Annotated in this window: 13 protein-coding genes; 5 read left to right on the top strand and 8 right to left on the bottom strand. The window is 45.3% G+C overall.

Annotated elements, in window-relative coordinates; genetic code table 11:
- Positions 1 to 97 precede the first annotated feature (97 nt).
- Positions 98 to 1,123 carry an AraC family transcriptional regulator gene (locus FS373_RS26480; RefSeq protein ID WP_194165941.1) on the top strand — a complete coding sequence of 342 codons (1,026 nt, stop codon included), beginning with the start codon at positions 98 to 100 and terminating at the stop codon, positions 1,121 to 1,123.
- A gap of 60 nt (positions 1,124 to 1,183) precedes the next feature.
- Here the strand turns inward: FS373_RS26480 and FS373_RS26475 are convergent, their stop codons facing one another.
- The 6 genes from FS373_RS26475 to FS373_RS26445 form a co-directional block, all read right to left on the bottom strand.
- Positions 1,184 to 2,386: an SO2930 family diheme c-type cytochrome gene (locus FS373_RS26475; RefSeq protein WP_152830954.1), complete on the bottom strand. Its 1,203-nt coding sequence runs from the start codon at positions 2,384 to 2,386 to the stop codon at positions 1,184 to 1,186.
- A 374-nt stretch (positions 2,387 to 2,760) separates the two neighbouring features.
- Entirely contained in the window at positions 2,761 to 5,400 is a 2,640-nt protein-coding gene (locus tag FS373_RS26465) for a parallel beta-helix domain-containing protein (RefSeq protein WP_152830953.1), read from the bottom strand.
- A 348-nt stretch (positions 5,401 to 5,748) separates the two neighbouring features.
- The gene (locus FS373_RS32495) at positions 5,749 to 6,201 is read right to left on the bottom strand and encodes an EAL domain-containing protein (protein ID WP_194165940.1); all 453 of its coding nucleotides are present in this window, start codon (positions 6,199 to 6,201) and stop codon (positions 5,749 to 5,751) included.
- Positions 6,177 to 6,857 (bottom strand): EAL domain-containing protein, encoded by a 681-nt coding sequence (locus tag FS373_RS32490; protein WP_152830951.1) that lies wholly within the window; start codon positions 6,855 to 6,857, stop codon positions 6,177 to 6,179. Before FS373_RS32490 ends, FS373_RS32495 begins: the two co-directional genes overlap by 25 nt.
- A 271-nt stretch (positions 6,858 to 7,128) precedes the next feature.
- On the bottom strand, positions 7,129 to 8,247 hold the full coding sequence (locus FS373_RS26450; protein ID WP_152830950.1) for a DUF481 domain-containing protein: 1,119 nt from the start codon (positions 8,245 to 8,247) through the stop codon (positions 7,129 to 7,131).
- Positions 8,248 to 8,432: 185 nt separating this feature from the next.
- Positions 8,433 to 9,017 carry an arylesterase gene (locus FS373_RS26445; protein ID WP_152830973.1) on the bottom strand — a complete coding sequence of 195 codons (585 nt, stop codon included), beginning with the start codon at positions 9,015 to 9,017 and terminating at the stop codon, positions 8,433 to 8,435.
- A 34-nt stretch (positions 9,018 to 9,051) separates the two neighbouring features.
- On the opposite strand from FS373_RS26445, the gene FS373_RS26440 reads away from it, so the two are divergent.
- The 3 genes from FS373_RS26440 to FS373_RS26430 all read left to right on the top strand — a co-directional run bounded on the left by FS373_RS26440 (position 9,052) and on the right by FS373_RS26430 (position 13,093).
- Positions 9,052 to 9,804 carry an ABC transporter ATP-binding protein gene (locus tag FS373_RS26440; protein WP_144045985.1) on the top strand — a complete coding sequence of 251 codons (753 nt, stop codon included), beginning with the start codon at positions 9,052 to 9,054 and terminating at the stop codon, positions 9,802 to 9,804.
- The gene (locus tag FS373_RS26435) at positions 9,804 to 12,257 is read left to right on the top strand and encodes an ABC transporter permease (protein WP_152830949.1); all 2,454 of its coding nucleotides are present in this window, start codon (positions 9,804 to 9,806) and stop codon (positions 12,255 to 12,257) included. Before FS373_RS26440 ends, FS373_RS26435 begins: the two co-directional genes overlap by 1 nt.
- A 182-nt stretch (positions 12,258 to 12,439) precedes the next feature.
- Entirely contained in the window at positions 12,440 to 13,093 is a 654-nt protein-coding gene (locus FS373_RS26430; protein ID WP_194165939.1) for an START domain-containing protein, read from the top strand.
- Between the two features lie 17 nt (positions 13,094 to 13,110).
- Here the strand turns inward: FS373_RS26430 and FS373_RS26425 are convergent, their stop codons facing one another.
- Both FS373_RS26425 and folX read right to left on the bottom strand, forming a co-directional pair.
- A complete protein-coding gene (locus FS373_RS26425; RefSeq protein WP_144045986.1) occupies positions 13,111 to 14,034 on the bottom strand; it encodes a TIGR01777 family oxidoreductase in 924 nt (307 codons plus the stop codon).
- Positions 14,035 to 14,356: 322 nt separating this feature from the next.
- The gene (gene folX, locus FS373_RS26420) at positions 14,357 to 14,731 is read right to left on the bottom strand and encodes a dihydroneopterin triphosphate 2'-epimerase (protein ID WP_144045987.1); all 375 of its coding nucleotides are present in this window, start codon (positions 14,729 to 14,731) and stop codon (positions 14,357 to 14,359) included.
- Positions 14,732 to 14,826: 95 nt separating this feature from the next.
- Here folX and FS373_RS26415 point away from each other — a divergent pair, with 95 nt between their 5' ends.
- On the top strand, positions 14,827 to 15,912 hold the full coding sequence (locus FS373_RS26415) for an AI-2E family transporter (RefSeq protein ID WP_152830948.1): 1,086 nt from the start codon (positions 14,827 to 14,829) through the stop codon (positions 15,910 to 15,912).
- The last annotated feature ends 57 nt before the right edge of the window (positions 15,913 to 15,969 follow it).

Raw genomic sequence — 15,969 nt, 5'->3', positions numbered from 1 at the left:
TCTCCAATATATTAGTGAAACCCTCAAAAATACCTTTTCAACAGACGTTAATTCTTATACAAAATAGCTCAAGATAATAAAAAGAAGCAGGTTCTAGATGAAACAGGCTCAGAGTTATAAGCCGAACATGATGGTGGGGGATCAATCTTATCCGGCCTATCAATTACGTAATGTACTGGCTTATCTCCGTCAGCATTATGGTGAAGAGGTGGTTGAGCTATTGTGCTCTCAAATAGGCGTCGGTGAGCAAGAGTTAGCACATCAGCAGGTCATCTATGTGTGGCAAGCTGATTTTGCCATGGAGTTTCTGCAGACATATACTCAAGATGCCGAAATTGGTGCCAAAGTGGGTCATCAATATTCGGTGGAGGATTTAGATTTTTTACTGAGCTTTTTTAGTCGCTGCGATACTATCGGCGACTGTTTGCAGTTTGTACTGACGCATCCTGAGCTTGTTGGCAGCTTTACCGATACCTTAGTCAGTCACGAAGATGGCAAATTGTACGTTCGCTGGTTAAACACGGGAAAAATCAAACCTGAACGTTACTCATGTCAGTTTCAACACAGCGTTTGTGGCTTGTTGACTGTGGGTAAAGGCTTGGCCGGCCAAGCCATCTTAGCCGATAAAATATTGTTGACTGAAAGACAAAGAGATGCCGAGTTCTTATCTTCGGTTACTGGGGCTGAGGTGATATTTGAGGCGGAATTTAATGAATGGACGATAGATCATAAGTATCTCTCACTTCCTGTGACTTACTGTTTCGACAAAAGTAATACCAATACGACTTCAAATCAGCAAGTTTCTTATATCCAGGTCTTACTCGATGAATTGCGTCAGTCTTTCCCGGACTGCCCAAATATGGATCAGATGGCAAGCAGTCAGAATATCAGTAGTCGAACCTTACGTCGTAGAATCTCACAATCAGGTACCAGCTATCAGAAGTTGGTCGATCAGGTTCGCTGTCAGGCTGCCATCGGCTTGATTTTGTCGGGTCAGAAGAGCATAGATGAGATAGCTGAAGTGATGGGGTTTGGTGAAGTCAGCCACTTTCGACAAAGCTTTAAACATTGGCTGGGTCATCCACCCGGCCATTTCCTGCGTTTGAATGAGAAACTCATTTAACTATTAACTATTAACGATGAAAAACCCTAGGTCCTAGTACCTAGGATTCAGCCTTTAGTCTTACCATTGGCAGTTGCCTAAGGATGGAGGCAGAGTATCGATCCAGTTTTTTATGATTGCTACCGCTTCGGTGTGAGTTAAACTTCGGCCTAAGGGCGGCATCCTGTCTTTAGGCTCACTGAGCTCTTGTCTGTAGGCTAATATCGAGTGTTCACCATCACCCGGGACAATATCGTAGGATAAGCCTTTAGCGCCACCATCCCAGCCTGGTGGCTGTTTGCATATGCCGTATTGGTAGCTGGTGTGGTCGATATTAAACCCTAATCTGAGTCCTGAGATACTGGCAAAGCCTTCGGCTCTGTGACAGTGGGCGCAGTTGATATCTAAGTAGCCTTTAACCCTAAGAGTGAGGTCGGCGTCGGTATCGAACAGATTGGGTGCATGAGTTATCTCTTTTGCGGCCCCGCTGGCAATGTCATCAGTATTTGGTAATCCTGTGAGCATGGAGAGCTCCTGCCACAGGGTTAATTGATTTATGATTTGGCCTTGGTAGTTAATATCGTGATTGAGTAGGTGGGCCTTGAGCCCTATTGGGCTGATAATACTGTTGCCGTCACGATTTAGTTGGTGGCATAACTTACATTTCGCACGGCTGGGAACATGGTAGTCGAAGCTTTCTGTCTTGCCTTGGTGGTTTAAGCTATGAGGGATGTCGGCTCCGGCTTGAATGAGAGTCGCTTTGCCGTCTTGCCACAGATAGGGCAAGGTGGTCCAGCCAGTTGCTCTTCGGATCAGCAATCGGGTTTCGATCAATACTTCATTTTCAACGCCGATGACTTGAGTATCATAGGGCATGGAGAAGGTCTTAGCCAATACTGTGCCTATGGGAAAGTCGAAGGCTTCACTGGGATGAAAGCTGGCCTGTTCGCCCTCTGGAATGAAGACAAACCTGTGCTTGTTGGCGTAGTTGGTAAATAACTGGGTCGATAATTGGTACAAGATCCCTGGGGAAACCGGACTCGATGTTGGCGTGCTCGGATCGATAAAGAGTCCGTACTGAGCTAAGTCATCGCAATTTTCAGTTAACAGGGCATCCCAATTGATGGTACTGCTGCCAAGCTCACACACTGATATTGGCGAGGGGGGAGTAGGCGTTGTAGGTGTATCTGTTACTGGGTCTTGTTGGGCATTTGAGTCACTGTCTGAGCCGCCGCAGGCAGTTATCAGTGTGATGATCAATAAAAGCAGGCTCGAGTTTTTCATAGCTGCACCTATAACTTTGAAATGTTTGGAGTTATACCGATTTTTTAAAAGAAAAGGCCGGGGTTAGCCGGCCTTGTTTGAGTATTACCAATCGGTATAAGAAAGTGGCCAACTCAGAGTTATTTTTGGCTGCGTAATTCAAGGCGGATGAGTGAGGGAATGGTGATCCCTTTTGAACTCATTCAACACAGAAGTAGGCTGCCAAAAACACTCCTGAAAGGCGAGTTTTAGCACTTCCGATACGGCGTTAACGAGCTTAAACGTAGAATAACTATGTTCCTCACTCGTTGCCTTGCCTCTGAAGCGCTAAACTCTCGCTGAGTGACCACACCTTTATACCGATTGGTATAAGCTTATAGTGGTAAGCTCAGCAGTTATGGTGAACAAGTCGCTACAGGTAGCCTTTTGATCCATTCATGGATAAGCGCAACACCTTCACCGTGTGAAAGACCTCGGCCAATCTCAGGCATGCGATCACCGGGGAGATTAGTCTCCATTCTGAAGTGTAGGATAGAGCTTTCCGGGGCTGTTGGCACGATATCGTAACCCAGCTCTCCACCGCCATAGGCGACGGGAGATTTACAGGTGCCGTGACCGTCGGAATAAGGTCTCCAATATTCCAGTGTGAGGCCTGTGTTGGATGCGTTGCCCTCGGGACGATGACAATGGGCACAGTTCACATCCAGATATCCCTTAGCCGTGTCCATCAGCTGCTCATCGGTTAATGACGCTAAGCCTGTTTCATCGCCATCTGAATAAGCTGGCACAGCATCGATAGTCGCCACATCGGGGGCACCTTGGAGTATGCCTGCAGACTGCCACTTGAGTAACTGGTTCATGGTGCCATCGGCATAGACATAGTCTTTATTCAGGTGACGCGCCTTAGGACCTATGGGTACGAAGACCGCAGGACTGTCGGCATCGACCTTGAACTGATGACATTGTTTACAGTTGTTCATACTGGGAACGACGTAGTCGAACGCTAAGGTTTCACCATTATGGACTATCTGCTTACCTTGAATGGCTCCGGCCTTGGCGAGTACTGCATCAGATTGCTCCGAATTATACACGTAGGGCAGGGCTGTCCAGCCTGTTTCACGGCGAATAAGCAGACGAGTTTCGACCATATCCTCATTTTCGATGCCACGTTGACTCGTATCAGCCGGTAATGCGAAGGTTTTACTGATCACTGTCCCTACAGGGAAGTCCATGCTTTCCTGAGCCGAGTAATTAGCTATTTTGCCTTCGGGTACAAATACGAAACGATATTTACTCGAGTAGTCGGTAAACAGTTGTGTGTTCATATCGTAGGGCATGCCAGCTGAGTTGGCGTCAGTAGAGGGATTTTTCGCATCGGCAAATAAGTTGTAATCTGATAGCTTGGGGCAATTGGCACCGAGCAGGGCATCCCAGTTAACCTCAGATCCCGAAGTTTCACACAGAGCCAGATCACCGTCACCGACTAGGCCGCCTTCACCTTCACCTATACTGCCGCCGCCACCGATTAGGATGCCACCATCACAGCCAGCGACATTATCGTCGACACCACAACCAAATATCTGATCACCAAATGTCACCGTATGAACCGGCAAGCTGACCTGAGCACATTTTAGTAGATCTGTTTGTGTCGACTCAAATAAGACATCCGCAATACTGGCGTCTGTGTTGTCATTGGCATAGAGGCGGCCTATGGAGACATCACCATTATTACTGGCACAGACATTATCACTGCCGTCTGCGGCAAATGGCGTCTCTTGTAGGCCTAAATAAGCCGCAGTGCCATTATTAGATAACATCTCGCCCAAGCCATCATAGAGTACGCCTGGGAATTGACCATGGGTGAACAGGTAAGCCTTGATAATATCGTCGATAAGGTAACCGTTGGGTTTTTTACCGTAACCAGTGATCACATTATCATGAAGGTAGATGTTTCTTGGAGTCGGTCTCCAGCCATCTTCGATGGGTTGGTTTTCCTGGCCGTAACTCGCCACAAAAGCGCCCATATCGGGTTCGGCGATAAAGAAGCTGGTAATGGTGACAGCCATGGTATCGTGGTTAGTTATTTCGTTGTTGAAGATCTCGACATCATCAGTAGACAGGATGATCATACCGGTTCCGGGTGGAACGATATGGACACCAGCTGGGTTTGCAGAGGCATTGGCAAAGTTCTTGGTGTTGTTATCATAGATCTTGTTATTGAAAATTCGGACACTAGAACCGTATCTATGGTTGTTGATCGGTAAGTCGAAGACTAAAATACCGCCGGTATTGCCCATGGCTTCGTTGCCGTATACATCGGCATATTTTGAGTTTTCAATTTCGATACCTGCCACGTTTTCTTTGGCGATATTGTTTCGAACCACTATGTATTGAGACTGACCTACATAGATACCTGCATCGGCGCTGCCTCGTACATAGCTATCTTCGATGAGGATGTTTTCACATTCGACAGGATAGAGGCCGTAGGCTCCGTTGCCTTCATCTAACTCGCCTTCCCACACGGTAGCGAGTCGGCGTAAGATTATGCCATTAGTGTTTTTAAGCTTGATACCATTGTTCTTGGCTTCGTTGACCGACATATCCTGAATGATAATATTGACGGCGTTCTGTACGAAGATACCATCACCGGAAACAGACTCGGAGAAGTCTAGAACGGTTTCATTCATACCGTATCCCATGATAGTGATGTTCTTAGCATAGGTACCATCGCCGTCCACATCGCCATCGAACAGCAAAGTAGATGCAATCTTGAAATTACCTTTAGGCAGTACAATCACATCGTTGGTTTGCGCATTGATCAGAGCTTCCTGAATACGGATGGTGAGGTTTTCACCATCCTCAATCATGATTGCGCCTTGTGGAAAGCTGGGGGATGGATCTGGGCTCGGCACGACAGTGCCTTTATCTTCTTCAACAACTGGGTCGTCATCATCCGATGAACAACCAGCGATACTTAGCGCGACGGCACTGGCCACTAAAGTTGGGATTAACCAAGATGGTTTCTTGTTGAACATAGCGTCTCCTGCTTATTTTTATTATTCCTTCCTTAGATTGCACTGACGTACCATATATGCAATGTGAAATCCGGCCAACAAGTTGTTAACATTTTATCGTCAAAGTTTGTTGTGGGAGTGTCAAACAGGCGTTTAATATTTTATCCATATAAAACAGGGTGAAGCATGACGAAACTAAACGCAGGAGTTGGATGAGATTAAATTTATTGTTTTCACGCTAGCCTGTATATATTTGTAACTGGTGCCTTCTATCAAGGTAAACCCGTATAAAAACATAGATGAGCATTATTTAGGTCGTTGTATCTCTGGGGGAAAAGGTAGTGACCTATCTAGTCGATAAAACCAAGTTTAACAGGCTTTAATCTGAGAGATGTTAGCAAAATCCTTAAAATTAATTTTATCAAGTTTAATTGAAAAATCTTTTATATTAAGAGGTTTATCAAAATAATAACCCTGAATCTGGTCACAGCCAAGTGAAGATAAATATTGATATTGCACCTCTGTTTCTACGCCCTCAGCTACCACTCGCTTTCCTAGTTTATGGGCCTGCATGATGATAGCTTCGACAATTTTACAGGTGTCCTTGCTCTGAGGCAGTTGGTCGATAAACGACTTGTCGATTTTTAGCACGTCACAGGGAAATTGCACTAAATAGCTTAGGGATGAATAGCCAGTACCAAAATCATCGACTGAGATATGAATATCGAGATCTTTGAGGTGATTGAGTATCTTAATATTTTCTTCACAGCGCTCCATTAACAAGCGTTCAGTTATCTCTATTTCGAGTTTATTGCCAACCACCTGATATTTTCTTGGGTACCTTGAACACAGGAAACCAGATCGCCTCGCTGAAATTCTCGGCTTGGGATGTTGACTGAGATCACCGGGACTTCAAGACCCTCCTCTTGCCATTGGCTGATCTGATTAATGACCTTGTCTAGTATATAGCTATCGAGCTTTAGGATCAGATCGCTCTGTTCGGCAACCGGAATAAACTCGTTTTTAGGATGGTGCCACCTGATCAGCGCTTCTGCACCTGTGACTCTCTGGGTTTTTACATCTACTTTGGGTTGATAGACCATATGAAAATCATCATTAGCTAGGGCTAGCCTGATCTCCTGCTCTAGATATAATCGCTTCTGAGCTTTGGCTGTCATCTCATGGGAGAAATAGATAAAGCTGTTTTTACCATTTTTTTTGACCGATAGCATGGCGGTTTGGGCATTGCTGATTAAAGTTTCACTGTTTCCGGTGAATTGACTGTGGTAGCAGATACCAATACTGCAATAAAGATAGATTTCGTGGTTATCAATCTTTACAGGTATAGTGCTGGGTCTAATTATTTTTTCGGCAACAATTGCAGCATCAGATGCATTCTCTATAAAGTCAAGGTAGATAGCGAACTCATCTTCACCCACTCGGCAAAGGGCATCGTTACTCCTGATGATAGATTGCAATCACCGCGATCATGGTGCGATTATCTTAAATTGGCAATATATTTAGTGTTTTATCTTGATTTTTCATCAAAAAGTCCTTTTTTGATAAGGTAAAACGAATTGAAATATGGACTCATTTGAAGATAGTTAAGGGGCGTATGTTTAGCAAGATCCCCACGCTGTATGCCTGTTCACAAGACTAAAAAGTCTAATCTGTGACTCTGTGATAACTGCTTGGCATAAAAAAGACCGCAATGCGGCCTGGATAGTGAGTGATTATCCCATATGGGTATTAAATATCGATACCGAAACCGATAATGAACTGATAGTCATTTTGTTTAGGGAAGCTCATATCGGCATTTTGCTGTGGCTGGTTAATGTGATCCCAGACTAAAGAAAGATCTAAATCAAACATGTCGGTCAGTTCGATAGAGAAGCCGGCTAATGCATGGTGAGTATACCCGCCAGATGCATCACTACCATAGTTAACTCGGTAGAGTGTATTGAAGTCAATATCAGCGGTGATCTCTGTATCAAAAACGGTTTCAATCACTAGAGCTGCACTGGTTTCACTCTCACTTTGACCCTCTAAAACATCATCAAACTTAGTATAAGTGTATGCAGGACCGCCACTCACGCTCCAGTTCGTTTTGGATGAGTCGATAATGTCGTAACCGATACCGAAACCGACCGTAGCCTTATATTCATAGTTAAGAAAAGGGTCAATATAGATTTCAGCGAAGATAGGACGTAAATAGAACTGCTTCGATAAGTACCAGTCAAAATTGGTGTTAATACGGTGATTATTGATGGTGTTATTACCATCTGTTTTCGAGTAGTTACCTATATAATCAAGGTTGTATCTAGACTCTGTGGTGCGACGGAGTGCATTAGCTATGGCGCTATAATCGACTTGATCTGTATTCCCTGAACGTAGATTTGCACCTAGGGATATTTTGCTCGACCAGTAGTTCGCTTCTGTTTGCTCACCAGCGATAATCGTCATGATTTGAGTGCGGTCAAATTCAACGTCATCAATAAAAGTCTTGCCCTCTTTAATGAGCAATTTACCAGTACGCGTCGTAAGGTCGGTAAAGCCAACACTGACGACACTGTGGCTCTGAAGAACCTTAATATCATCCCAGTCAATGTATAAAGTATTGAGTTCATCACTCTCAAACTCTAATTTGTCATCATAAAGGTTTTTAACTTCACCTTTAAGGAGTTCATTAGAGCTTAACTGTATCCAATCAAAATCTGCATCGACAGGTGGAGATAAATCCCCTGGATTTAGCTGCACCATTTGAGGCTTTAAGGAACTGGTGGCAAGTGCACTAGTGCTGAAAATTAACGGTAGGCATAGGCCCGCTGCACTGATACAGAACGTGATGGTATTGAATGGGCTCTTCATAAGCCAGCTCCCTGAATAAACTAATTCTAAATATTTGCTTATTTTATATAAAAGGCTATTAAGCGGCAATTTTCTGCCGAGTTTATTATTTTTTCGGGAGGTGGAACACAGTTTTAGTGTTAAATAGCTAAAAGTTTAAAACTGCGCTTGAGAATGGGATAGTCAATTCGATGCCTGTGGTGGACTCACTCTAAGATTTGTGTCACCCAAGGCTGTACGAAGTCGGCAATCTGCATCTGTGCCTGAGCATTGGGGTGAATTCCGTCTCTTTGCATCAATTTGGGATAGATGGCGATATCTTTCATGAAGAAGGGCATAAGGGTTATTTCATGCTCCTCTGCCAACTGGCTATAGACATCGGCAAACATCTGCGCATATCTGGGGCCATAGTTTGGCGGTACCATGACCTCACTCAAGAGCACTTTTGCATGAGTCTGTTTGGATAAGATGATTATTTTTGTAAGATTTTCTTTCAGTTGTTGGGGAGTAAATCCGCGTAATCCGTCATTGCCTCCCAATTCAATCAAGACGAGCTTAGGTTTACCAGATTCAAGCAGGGCGGGGAGTCTACGTAATCCCCCTGCCGTGGTTTCACCACTCACTGAGCCGTTTATTATCTCATGTTTCGGTAGTTGAGCTCTTAACAAATTGACCCAACCTTTATCTTCATCGATACCATAGCTTGCACTTAAGCTATCTCCTAGGATTAATATAGGGGCGGCTAATACTTGAGTGCTAACGAACAGGCAGGTTAAGGTTAGCAGAGTCAGGAAACGTCTAAGTAAGATGGAATAGAAGGGTTTTATGTCAGATATCAGTGCTATCACAGTTAAGAATCTCGTTAAGTCAGTGGCTACCCAAGAGGGAGAGCTTACTATCCTCAACGGCATCAATATGGATGTCAAGCATGGAGAAAGTATCGCTATTCTTGGGCCATCAGGGTCTGGGAAGTCGACCCTGCTCGGCTTACTCGCGGCGTTGGACTCTCCGAGTTCCGGTGAGATCATCTTAGACGGTATTGCCATACAGCATTTAGATGAAGAGAAGAAGGCGGCAATGCGAAAGCAGAAAGTCAGCTTTATTTTTCAATCATTCATGTTGGTCGATACACTCAATGCGTTGGAAAATGTCATGCTGCCCGCCGAATTGGCTGGAATATCTCAGGCCAAAGAGAAGGCTAAGGCCATGTTGGACAGAGTAGGCTTAAGTCATAGGCTGAATCATTTCCCCAATCAGCTCTCTGGTGGTGAGCAGCAACGCGTCGCCATCGCCAGAGCATTTATTTGTGAGCCCAAGGTGTTATTTGCCGATGAGCCCACGGGAAACCTGGATGCAGCCAATAGTAAGAAGGTGGCGGACATGTTGTTTGAGCTCAATCGCGAGAGCGAGACGACACTCGTGTTAGTGACTCACGATCTGGTGTTGGCTAAACGATGTGAGCGTCAGTTGCTGATGGACTCGGGTGAACTGAGTGAGGCTAGAAATAATATGTCAGATGCCACTAAGCCTAAGGTTGTCATAACAGATAGTCAGCTAGCTAAGGCGGAGGCGAGTTAATGGAGATGAGTCTGGCGTGGCGTTTGTTTAAACGTGAACTCTTACAAGGGCAACTAGTGCTCATCGTTTTGGCTATCACTCTGGCTGTGTTATCTGTGACAGGATTAGCACGAGTCAGTGAGCGATTACAGTTAGCCATCAATGGCCAAGCATCCAAATTTATCGCTGCCGATAGAATCATCAACTCACCGACTAAACTCGATGAGTCAATTCTCGCCAAAGCCGATGAGATAGGATTGGAGCGAGTCTCCAGCTTACAGTTTAACTCTATGGTATTTGCGGATGATAAATTTCAATTAGTCACGGTCCGTGCCGTGGAGCAGGGATATCCTCTTAAGGGCAAGATAGAGCTTAACTCGGATAGCCGTGTTTCCTTACCTGGCTTGGGAGAGATTTGGTTTGAAACCCGTTTGGGGGGCTTATTGGGTTACCCCAAATCCTTAGAGCTAGGTAAGGCTCAGTTTACCTTGAGTGAGGAGATAGCACGCTTACCCGACGCCGGATTTAACCCATTTGCTTCCTCGCCCGTGGTCTTGATGCGTATGGCGGATGTGGCCGGAACCGGTGTGATCCAGCCTGGCAGTCGAGTGACCTATCTGGCGCAATTTACCGGTAATGAGACTCAACTGAAACGGTTCGAAGCCTATGTTAAACCGCTGCTCAATAACAGTCAGCGTTGGATAGATGTGCAAACGGGTGACTCACCCATCGCCGATGCGGTTAAACGGGCGGAACGTTTCCTCTTACTCGCCAGTCTACTGGGTATTGCGCTGGCCTGTGCGGCTATCGGCATCGCCGCACAGAGGTATTGCCAACGTCATTATGATGTCGTCGCCATGCTTAAGACTTTCGGCGCTTCGGGTAAACAGATCCGCACCTTGTTTGGCATGCACTTGCTGTTAGTGACCTTGCTCGGGGTTGTGCTTGGTTTGCTCGGTGGTTTTGTTTTAGATATGGCAATCACCTTCTTGTTACCGCCTGAAATCGCCGCCTATTCTCCGCCTTTATCCAGACCGATATTACTGGGGCTCGCCACCGGGTTTATCAGCGCCTTTATGTTCTCGGCCTACCCCTTGATGAGGTTATTATCTATTCCGCCTCTGCGGGTTTTGCAGCGTCAGTTAGAGGGATTGCAACTGGGGATGTGGCTTCATCTGCTATTGAGTCTGACTGCCATGGCGCTGTTGGGGTATCTGTATTCCGGCAGTCTGGTATTGACCCTGACGGTTGTCGCCGGTGTGCTCTTGCTGGGCTTACTATTGAGCGTGTTAGGTTTTTTCATGATCCGTATGGGTCATAGTGTGGGCATGAAAACCACTAACCCATTACAGTTAGCCCTAGCGGGTCTGAGACGTAGGGCGAAACAAAATGCCATACAGCTCGTGGGTTTCAGTAGTGCACTGGTATTATTGTTGACCATTTTCGCCTTGAGGCAAGACTTACTTAATGAATGGCAGAAGCAGCTGCCCGAAAATGCGCCAAATTATTTCTTAGTCAACATAGCTCCCGATGAGGTTAGCCCTTTAGAGCGCTATCTGGCTGCCAATACGGTTAAAACCACAGATATTTATCCTGTGGTCAGAGGTCGCTTAACGGCGGTGAATGGCGAGAAGTTCCTCACATCTGAGCAGGTAGAGGCAGGGGGCGAGGGCAGGCAAGGGATTTCACGTGAGCTCAACCTCACCTGGCGAGACAGTGTGCCGCCAAATAATGAAATACTGACAGGGGAATTTAATGTTAACTCAGACGAGGTGTCGGTTGAGTCGGGTATTGCGGAGCGCTTGGATCTTAAGATAGGCGATAGTCTGACCTATATCATAGATAACCAGACCTTAGTCGTTAAGGTTGGCAGTATTCGCGCCGTGCATTGGGAGACCATGCAGCCTAATTTCTTCATGATTTTCACTAAGGAGTCACTGGGGGCGTTTTCCTATACTTCGATGGCAAGCTTCTATCTCGAGGATAATAAGTCTCAGGTCATTCTGGATATCATCAAGCAATTTCCTACGGTATCCATCATAGATGTGGGCACCATGATCAAGCAGTTGCGACAGATAATCGATCAGGTTTCCCTGTCCCTCACCTTGGTGTTAGTGCTGGTGGTGTTGGCCAGTAGCCTGGTAATGATAGCGCAAACCGAGGCGGGCATGGCGAGCAGACAAAGAGAGCTGGCGGTGTTACGAACCTTCGGCGCATCGGGCTGGTTATTGAGGATGGCAACCGGACTCGAATTCGCCTTGCTGGGCACCATAGCCGGATTACTGGCGGTGATAGTTGCCGAGTTTATTCTCTATCTGCTCAAGACTCAGGTGTTCGAATTGAATGTCTATATGCACTGGCCTTGGTGGGGGCTGGCACCCTTGTGTGGTGCTGTCACTGTCGCACTTTTGGGGGTGTGGCGTTGCCGACAGTTGCTACAAAAGTCTTGCAGCGACTTGCTTAAAGCGGGCTAGCGTTCACGCTTTGATGAAGGCGAAGCCGCAAGGTTTCGCCTTTTTTATTTCGATTTACGGGCCCCTAGATTGCTTATTTTAACCGTTTATAGGCTTGATATTACTCAGTGGGTTTCTGCAATTGAGAAGCTAGATCTATACTCACAGTAATGACATCTAATTGTGAGTTTAAAAGTCATGGTATGGTCTTTCTGAAGCTGGGGTTCTTATTATGTATTTTTGGTATTTTTTTCTCTTGTGAGATGCATGCCGAAGTGCAAAGAGTGCAAACCGCCCCCGTTGAGCATTGGCAACAAGCGTCTGCAAGAGGTCAAGCAGTCGTTTGGACTCGAGAAGTGCCAGGCACCTCGATCAAAGAGTTGAAGCTGGAGGCGATAATCGATGCGCCTATCGAACAGGTATGGCGAACGCTGACCCAAGTTGAGCATTACACCAAGTTCTTGCCTTATATGGATGAGATCAAGGTCGTCAAACAAGAGGGAGTGAATAGAGCTTATGTCTACCATAGAGTTAATCCGCCCCTGGTGAGTCAAAGAGACTATACCTTACTGGTAGTTAATGAAGTGGACACAGAGAAGGGGCGATATTATCGTTATTGGACCCAGAGGAACCAGTACGGACCTAAACCCATAAAGGGAATAGTACGTTTAGTTGTTTGTGATGGCAGCTGGTCTCTCACTGCTCGAGAAGATGGACGTACCCAGGCGACGTATTGGCTGTATACCGACCCTGCGGGCAGTATTCCAGCTTGGTTTGCCAATACTGTCAACACCAGCGGCTTGTACGATATCTTATGGGCCATAGAGGCCAGGGCCCAAGATCTGAGTTGGCAATAGCCTTTTAGGAATAGGTATTACTTGGCATTCTCTATCAGTGAAGAAAATGCCTGCTCTAACTCAGGATAGGTAAATTTAAAGCCCGCTTCCTCAGCTCTGGCGGGAAGTACGTATTGACCTTGGGTTAACAACTCTGACATCTCTCCCAACAGCAGCTTTAAAATAATGGTGGGCATTGGCATTAATGCCGGACGAGAGAGTGCTTGTCCTAGCAGTTTAGAAAACTTGTAATTACTCACGGGAGTGGGGGCGGTGGCATTAAAGATCCCCTGACATTTTGTCTGCTTGAGTAAAAACATGATTAAATTAATGTGGTCGTCTTGATGGATCCAACTCATCCCTTGCTGACCCGTCCCTATGGGTCCCCCTAAACCTAATTTAAACGGTAACAGCATTTTGGCCAGTGCACCGCCGGATAAACCTAATACCAGTCCAGTACGAATTATGCAGACTCTGGTGTTGTCTGACTGAGCGGATAGCGCAAGCTCCTCCCAGTGAGAGCAAACTCTTAAGGGGAAGTCATTGGTTGTTCTTTCATCGAGTGAGGTTAACACATAGGTCTCATCGATGGGCTGAGCACCTTGCTGGCCATAGATACCTACTGCAGATGCACTTATCAATACCTGAGGTGGACTATCACTGGCTTTAATTAACTCAGCAATACGTGAAGTCATGTCCCAGCGACTCTGACAAATCAATTGTTTCTGTTTTTCTGACCAACGTTTATTGACAATCGGCTCACCGGCAAGATTAATCACGGCGTCAAACTCATTAAAATCTGATAGTGAGGTCAAGTTTCCCAAGTATTGATGTTCTGCACCTAGCTGGTGGTGAGCCGAGGCGGGAGAGCGGGTTAAAATAGTCAGTTTATTTTCATGACTCAAGACTCTGACAAGCTGGTGGCCAATGAATCCTGTCGCACCTGTGAGCAATATTTTCATGGTTCAGCTTTTCTAAAGGTGAGATTAGTCATAGATTCAATTGTAGCAGAGAGATGTGTGTTGTCGCACAAAGCCTTTATATTTATGATGTTTTCGACATGTAAACGGACTGAAATTGAATTACTTGTCTATCATTATTGGCTAAGGTCTGTATTTAACTCGGGCGGGCTTGGTTCACTTTGGGACAGGGTAACCTGTGTAAACTCTGATGTGAGTGAATGTAGCGGCTGAAGTCAAGAACCTGAGATGTCAGGTTCTTGACTATCAATATGGGGTAAACTGGTCCAAATCATTAATCGGTATAGCTCGTGATTACTGACACTTACATCTTGTTATTTTTACTGTAGCAAAGCGAGAGAGACACAGAATCTGCGAAACGAAGTGCATGAGGCTTATCTATTTCGACACTTGCAAACTCGACCCAAGCGTGGTCGCTGGCGATGTTGAGCACCTGACCGGTAAGGTTTTCTAATAAATTAAATCGATTGTGTTCAACTAATTCGATGATTTTTTTGGTGATTGTGCGATAATTCAGCGCATCATCCATATTGTCACTGTTACGTGCTTTATTAGCACAATAATGAATTTCAGTATTGATTAAAATATCTTGTTTGTTTTGAATTTCGTCATCCTTGATGCCGATAAATGTCCTAAGACGTAGATTTTTGATGCGGATGATGGCGATTTCTGGTCTCATACTAGTCATTGCTCCATGCTGAAGTTATTTTTATTACGAGCTATTAGTTATTAAGCCTATCAATCTATTAGTTAATCATGAAGGATTATATTCATATGCCAAGAGTTGATACCCAATCTGTTGCGTATAAAGGTTTCGCGATCATGGCATTTATTGTCGTGATCTTAGCCGGAATTAAGGCGGCAAGCCCGATTGTGGTGCCATTTGTGCTTTCGGCATTCATTGCCGTGATCTGTAATCCGGTTATTGGCGGAATGACACGGTTTAAAGTGCCAAGATCTTTGGCTGTTCTCCTCTTGATGGTGTTTATTGTCATGCTGGGGTTGTGGTTAGCGCAAATTGTCGGCAGTTCAATCAATGAGTTTTCTAATCAGTTACCTCACTATCGTGATCAGCTGGTGGAGCAATTTGGTTGGATTGTTCAAAAGCTGCAGAGACTCAATATCATCATCACCAAAGAGCAGATCTTGGACTATTTCGATCCCGGTATCGCCTTATCCATGACCACTAACATGTTAACTGGCGTGGGTGGTGTGATGGCTAATCTGTTTTTAATCATTCTTACCGTGGTGTTTATGCTGTTTGAGTCTCAGACCTTGCCTAGGAAGCTACATTTTGCTCTGGATGATCCTGAGATGAGAATGCAGCAGATAGATAAGTTTTTGCACTCGGTTAATCAGTATATGGTGATTAAGACGCTAGTGAGTCTGGCGACTGGTGTGATTGTTGGGTTCGGCCTGGCAATTATCGGGGTGGATTATGCGCTTTTATGGGGGGTCATCGCCTTCCTGTTTAATTACATTCCCAATATAGGTTCAATTATCGCCGCTATTCCTTCTGTGCTATTGGCATTTATTCAACTCGGCCCAGCAGCAGCAGGGGCAACGGCTCTGCTTTATTTCGGCACGAATATGGTCATGGGTAACGTAGTTGAGCCTAGATATATGGGTAAAGGTTTAGGTCTTTCTACCTTGGTTGTTTTCCTATCATTAATCTTCTGGGGCTGGTTATTAGGCTCAGTAGGCATGTTATTATCGGTACCCTTAACCATGATTGTCAAAATCGCCCTCGAATCGAGTCAGGGAGGGAGCTGGTTAGCGATATTGCTGGCCGATGATGTTGATGATGTTAAGCCGGATGATAATGATAATGAGAAAGAGGATGTGTCTCAGATCGTTTAAGTTTTGTCGGCGAGATTCGAATATTAACAAAGCCACTGATACGTGGTTTTGTTGTTT

It is taken from the genome of Shewanella sp. YLB-07 (genome assembly GCF_009377275.1).
This window is presented reverse-complemented; position numbering and strand designations above follow the sequence as displayed.

What these genes read in the sequence shown, in the direction of transcription:
- FS373_RS26480 (WP_194165941.1), top strand. Translation starts at nt 98, where the DNA reads ATGAAACAGGCTCAGAGTTATAAGCCGAACATGATGGTGGGGGATCAA.
- FS373_RS26475 (WP_152830954.1), bottom strand. Translation starts at nt 2,386, where the DNA reads ATGAAAAACTCGAGCCTGCTTTTATTGATCATCACACTGATAACTGCC.
- FS373_RS26465 (WP_152830953.1), bottom strand. Translation starts at nt 5,400, where the DNA reads ATGTTCAACAAGAAACCATCTTGGTTAATCCCAACTTTAGTGGCCAGT.
- FS373_RS26450 (WP_152830950.1), bottom strand. Translation starts at nt 8,247, where the DNA reads ATGAAGAGCCCATTCAATACCATCACGTTCTGTATCAGTGCAGCGGGC.
- FS373_RS26440 (WP_144045985.1), top strand. Translation starts at nt 9,052, where the DNA reads ATGTCAGATATCAGTGCTATCACAGTTAAGAATCTCGTTAAGTCAGTG.
- FS373_RS26435 (WP_152830949.1), top strand. Translation starts at nt 9,804, where the DNA reads ATGGAGATGAGTCTGGCGTGGCGTTTGTTTAAACGTGAACTCTTACAA.
- FS373_RS26430 (WP_194165939.1), top strand. Translation starts at nt 12,440, where the DNA reads ATGGTCTTTCTGAAGCTGGGGTTCTTATTATGTATTTTTGGTATTTTT.
- FS373_RS26425 (WP_144045986.1), bottom strand. Translation starts at nt 14,034, where the DNA reads ATGAAAATATTGCTCACAGGTGCGACAGGATTCATTGGCCACCAGCTT.
- folX (WP_144045987.1), bottom strand. Translation starts at nt 14,731, where the DNA reads ATGAGACCAGAAATCGCCATCATCCGCATCAAAAATCTACGTCTTAGG.
- FS373_RS26415 (WP_152830948.1), top strand. Translation starts at nt 14,827, where the DNA reads ATGCCAAGAGTTGATACCCAATCTGTTGCGTATAAAGGTTTCGCGATC.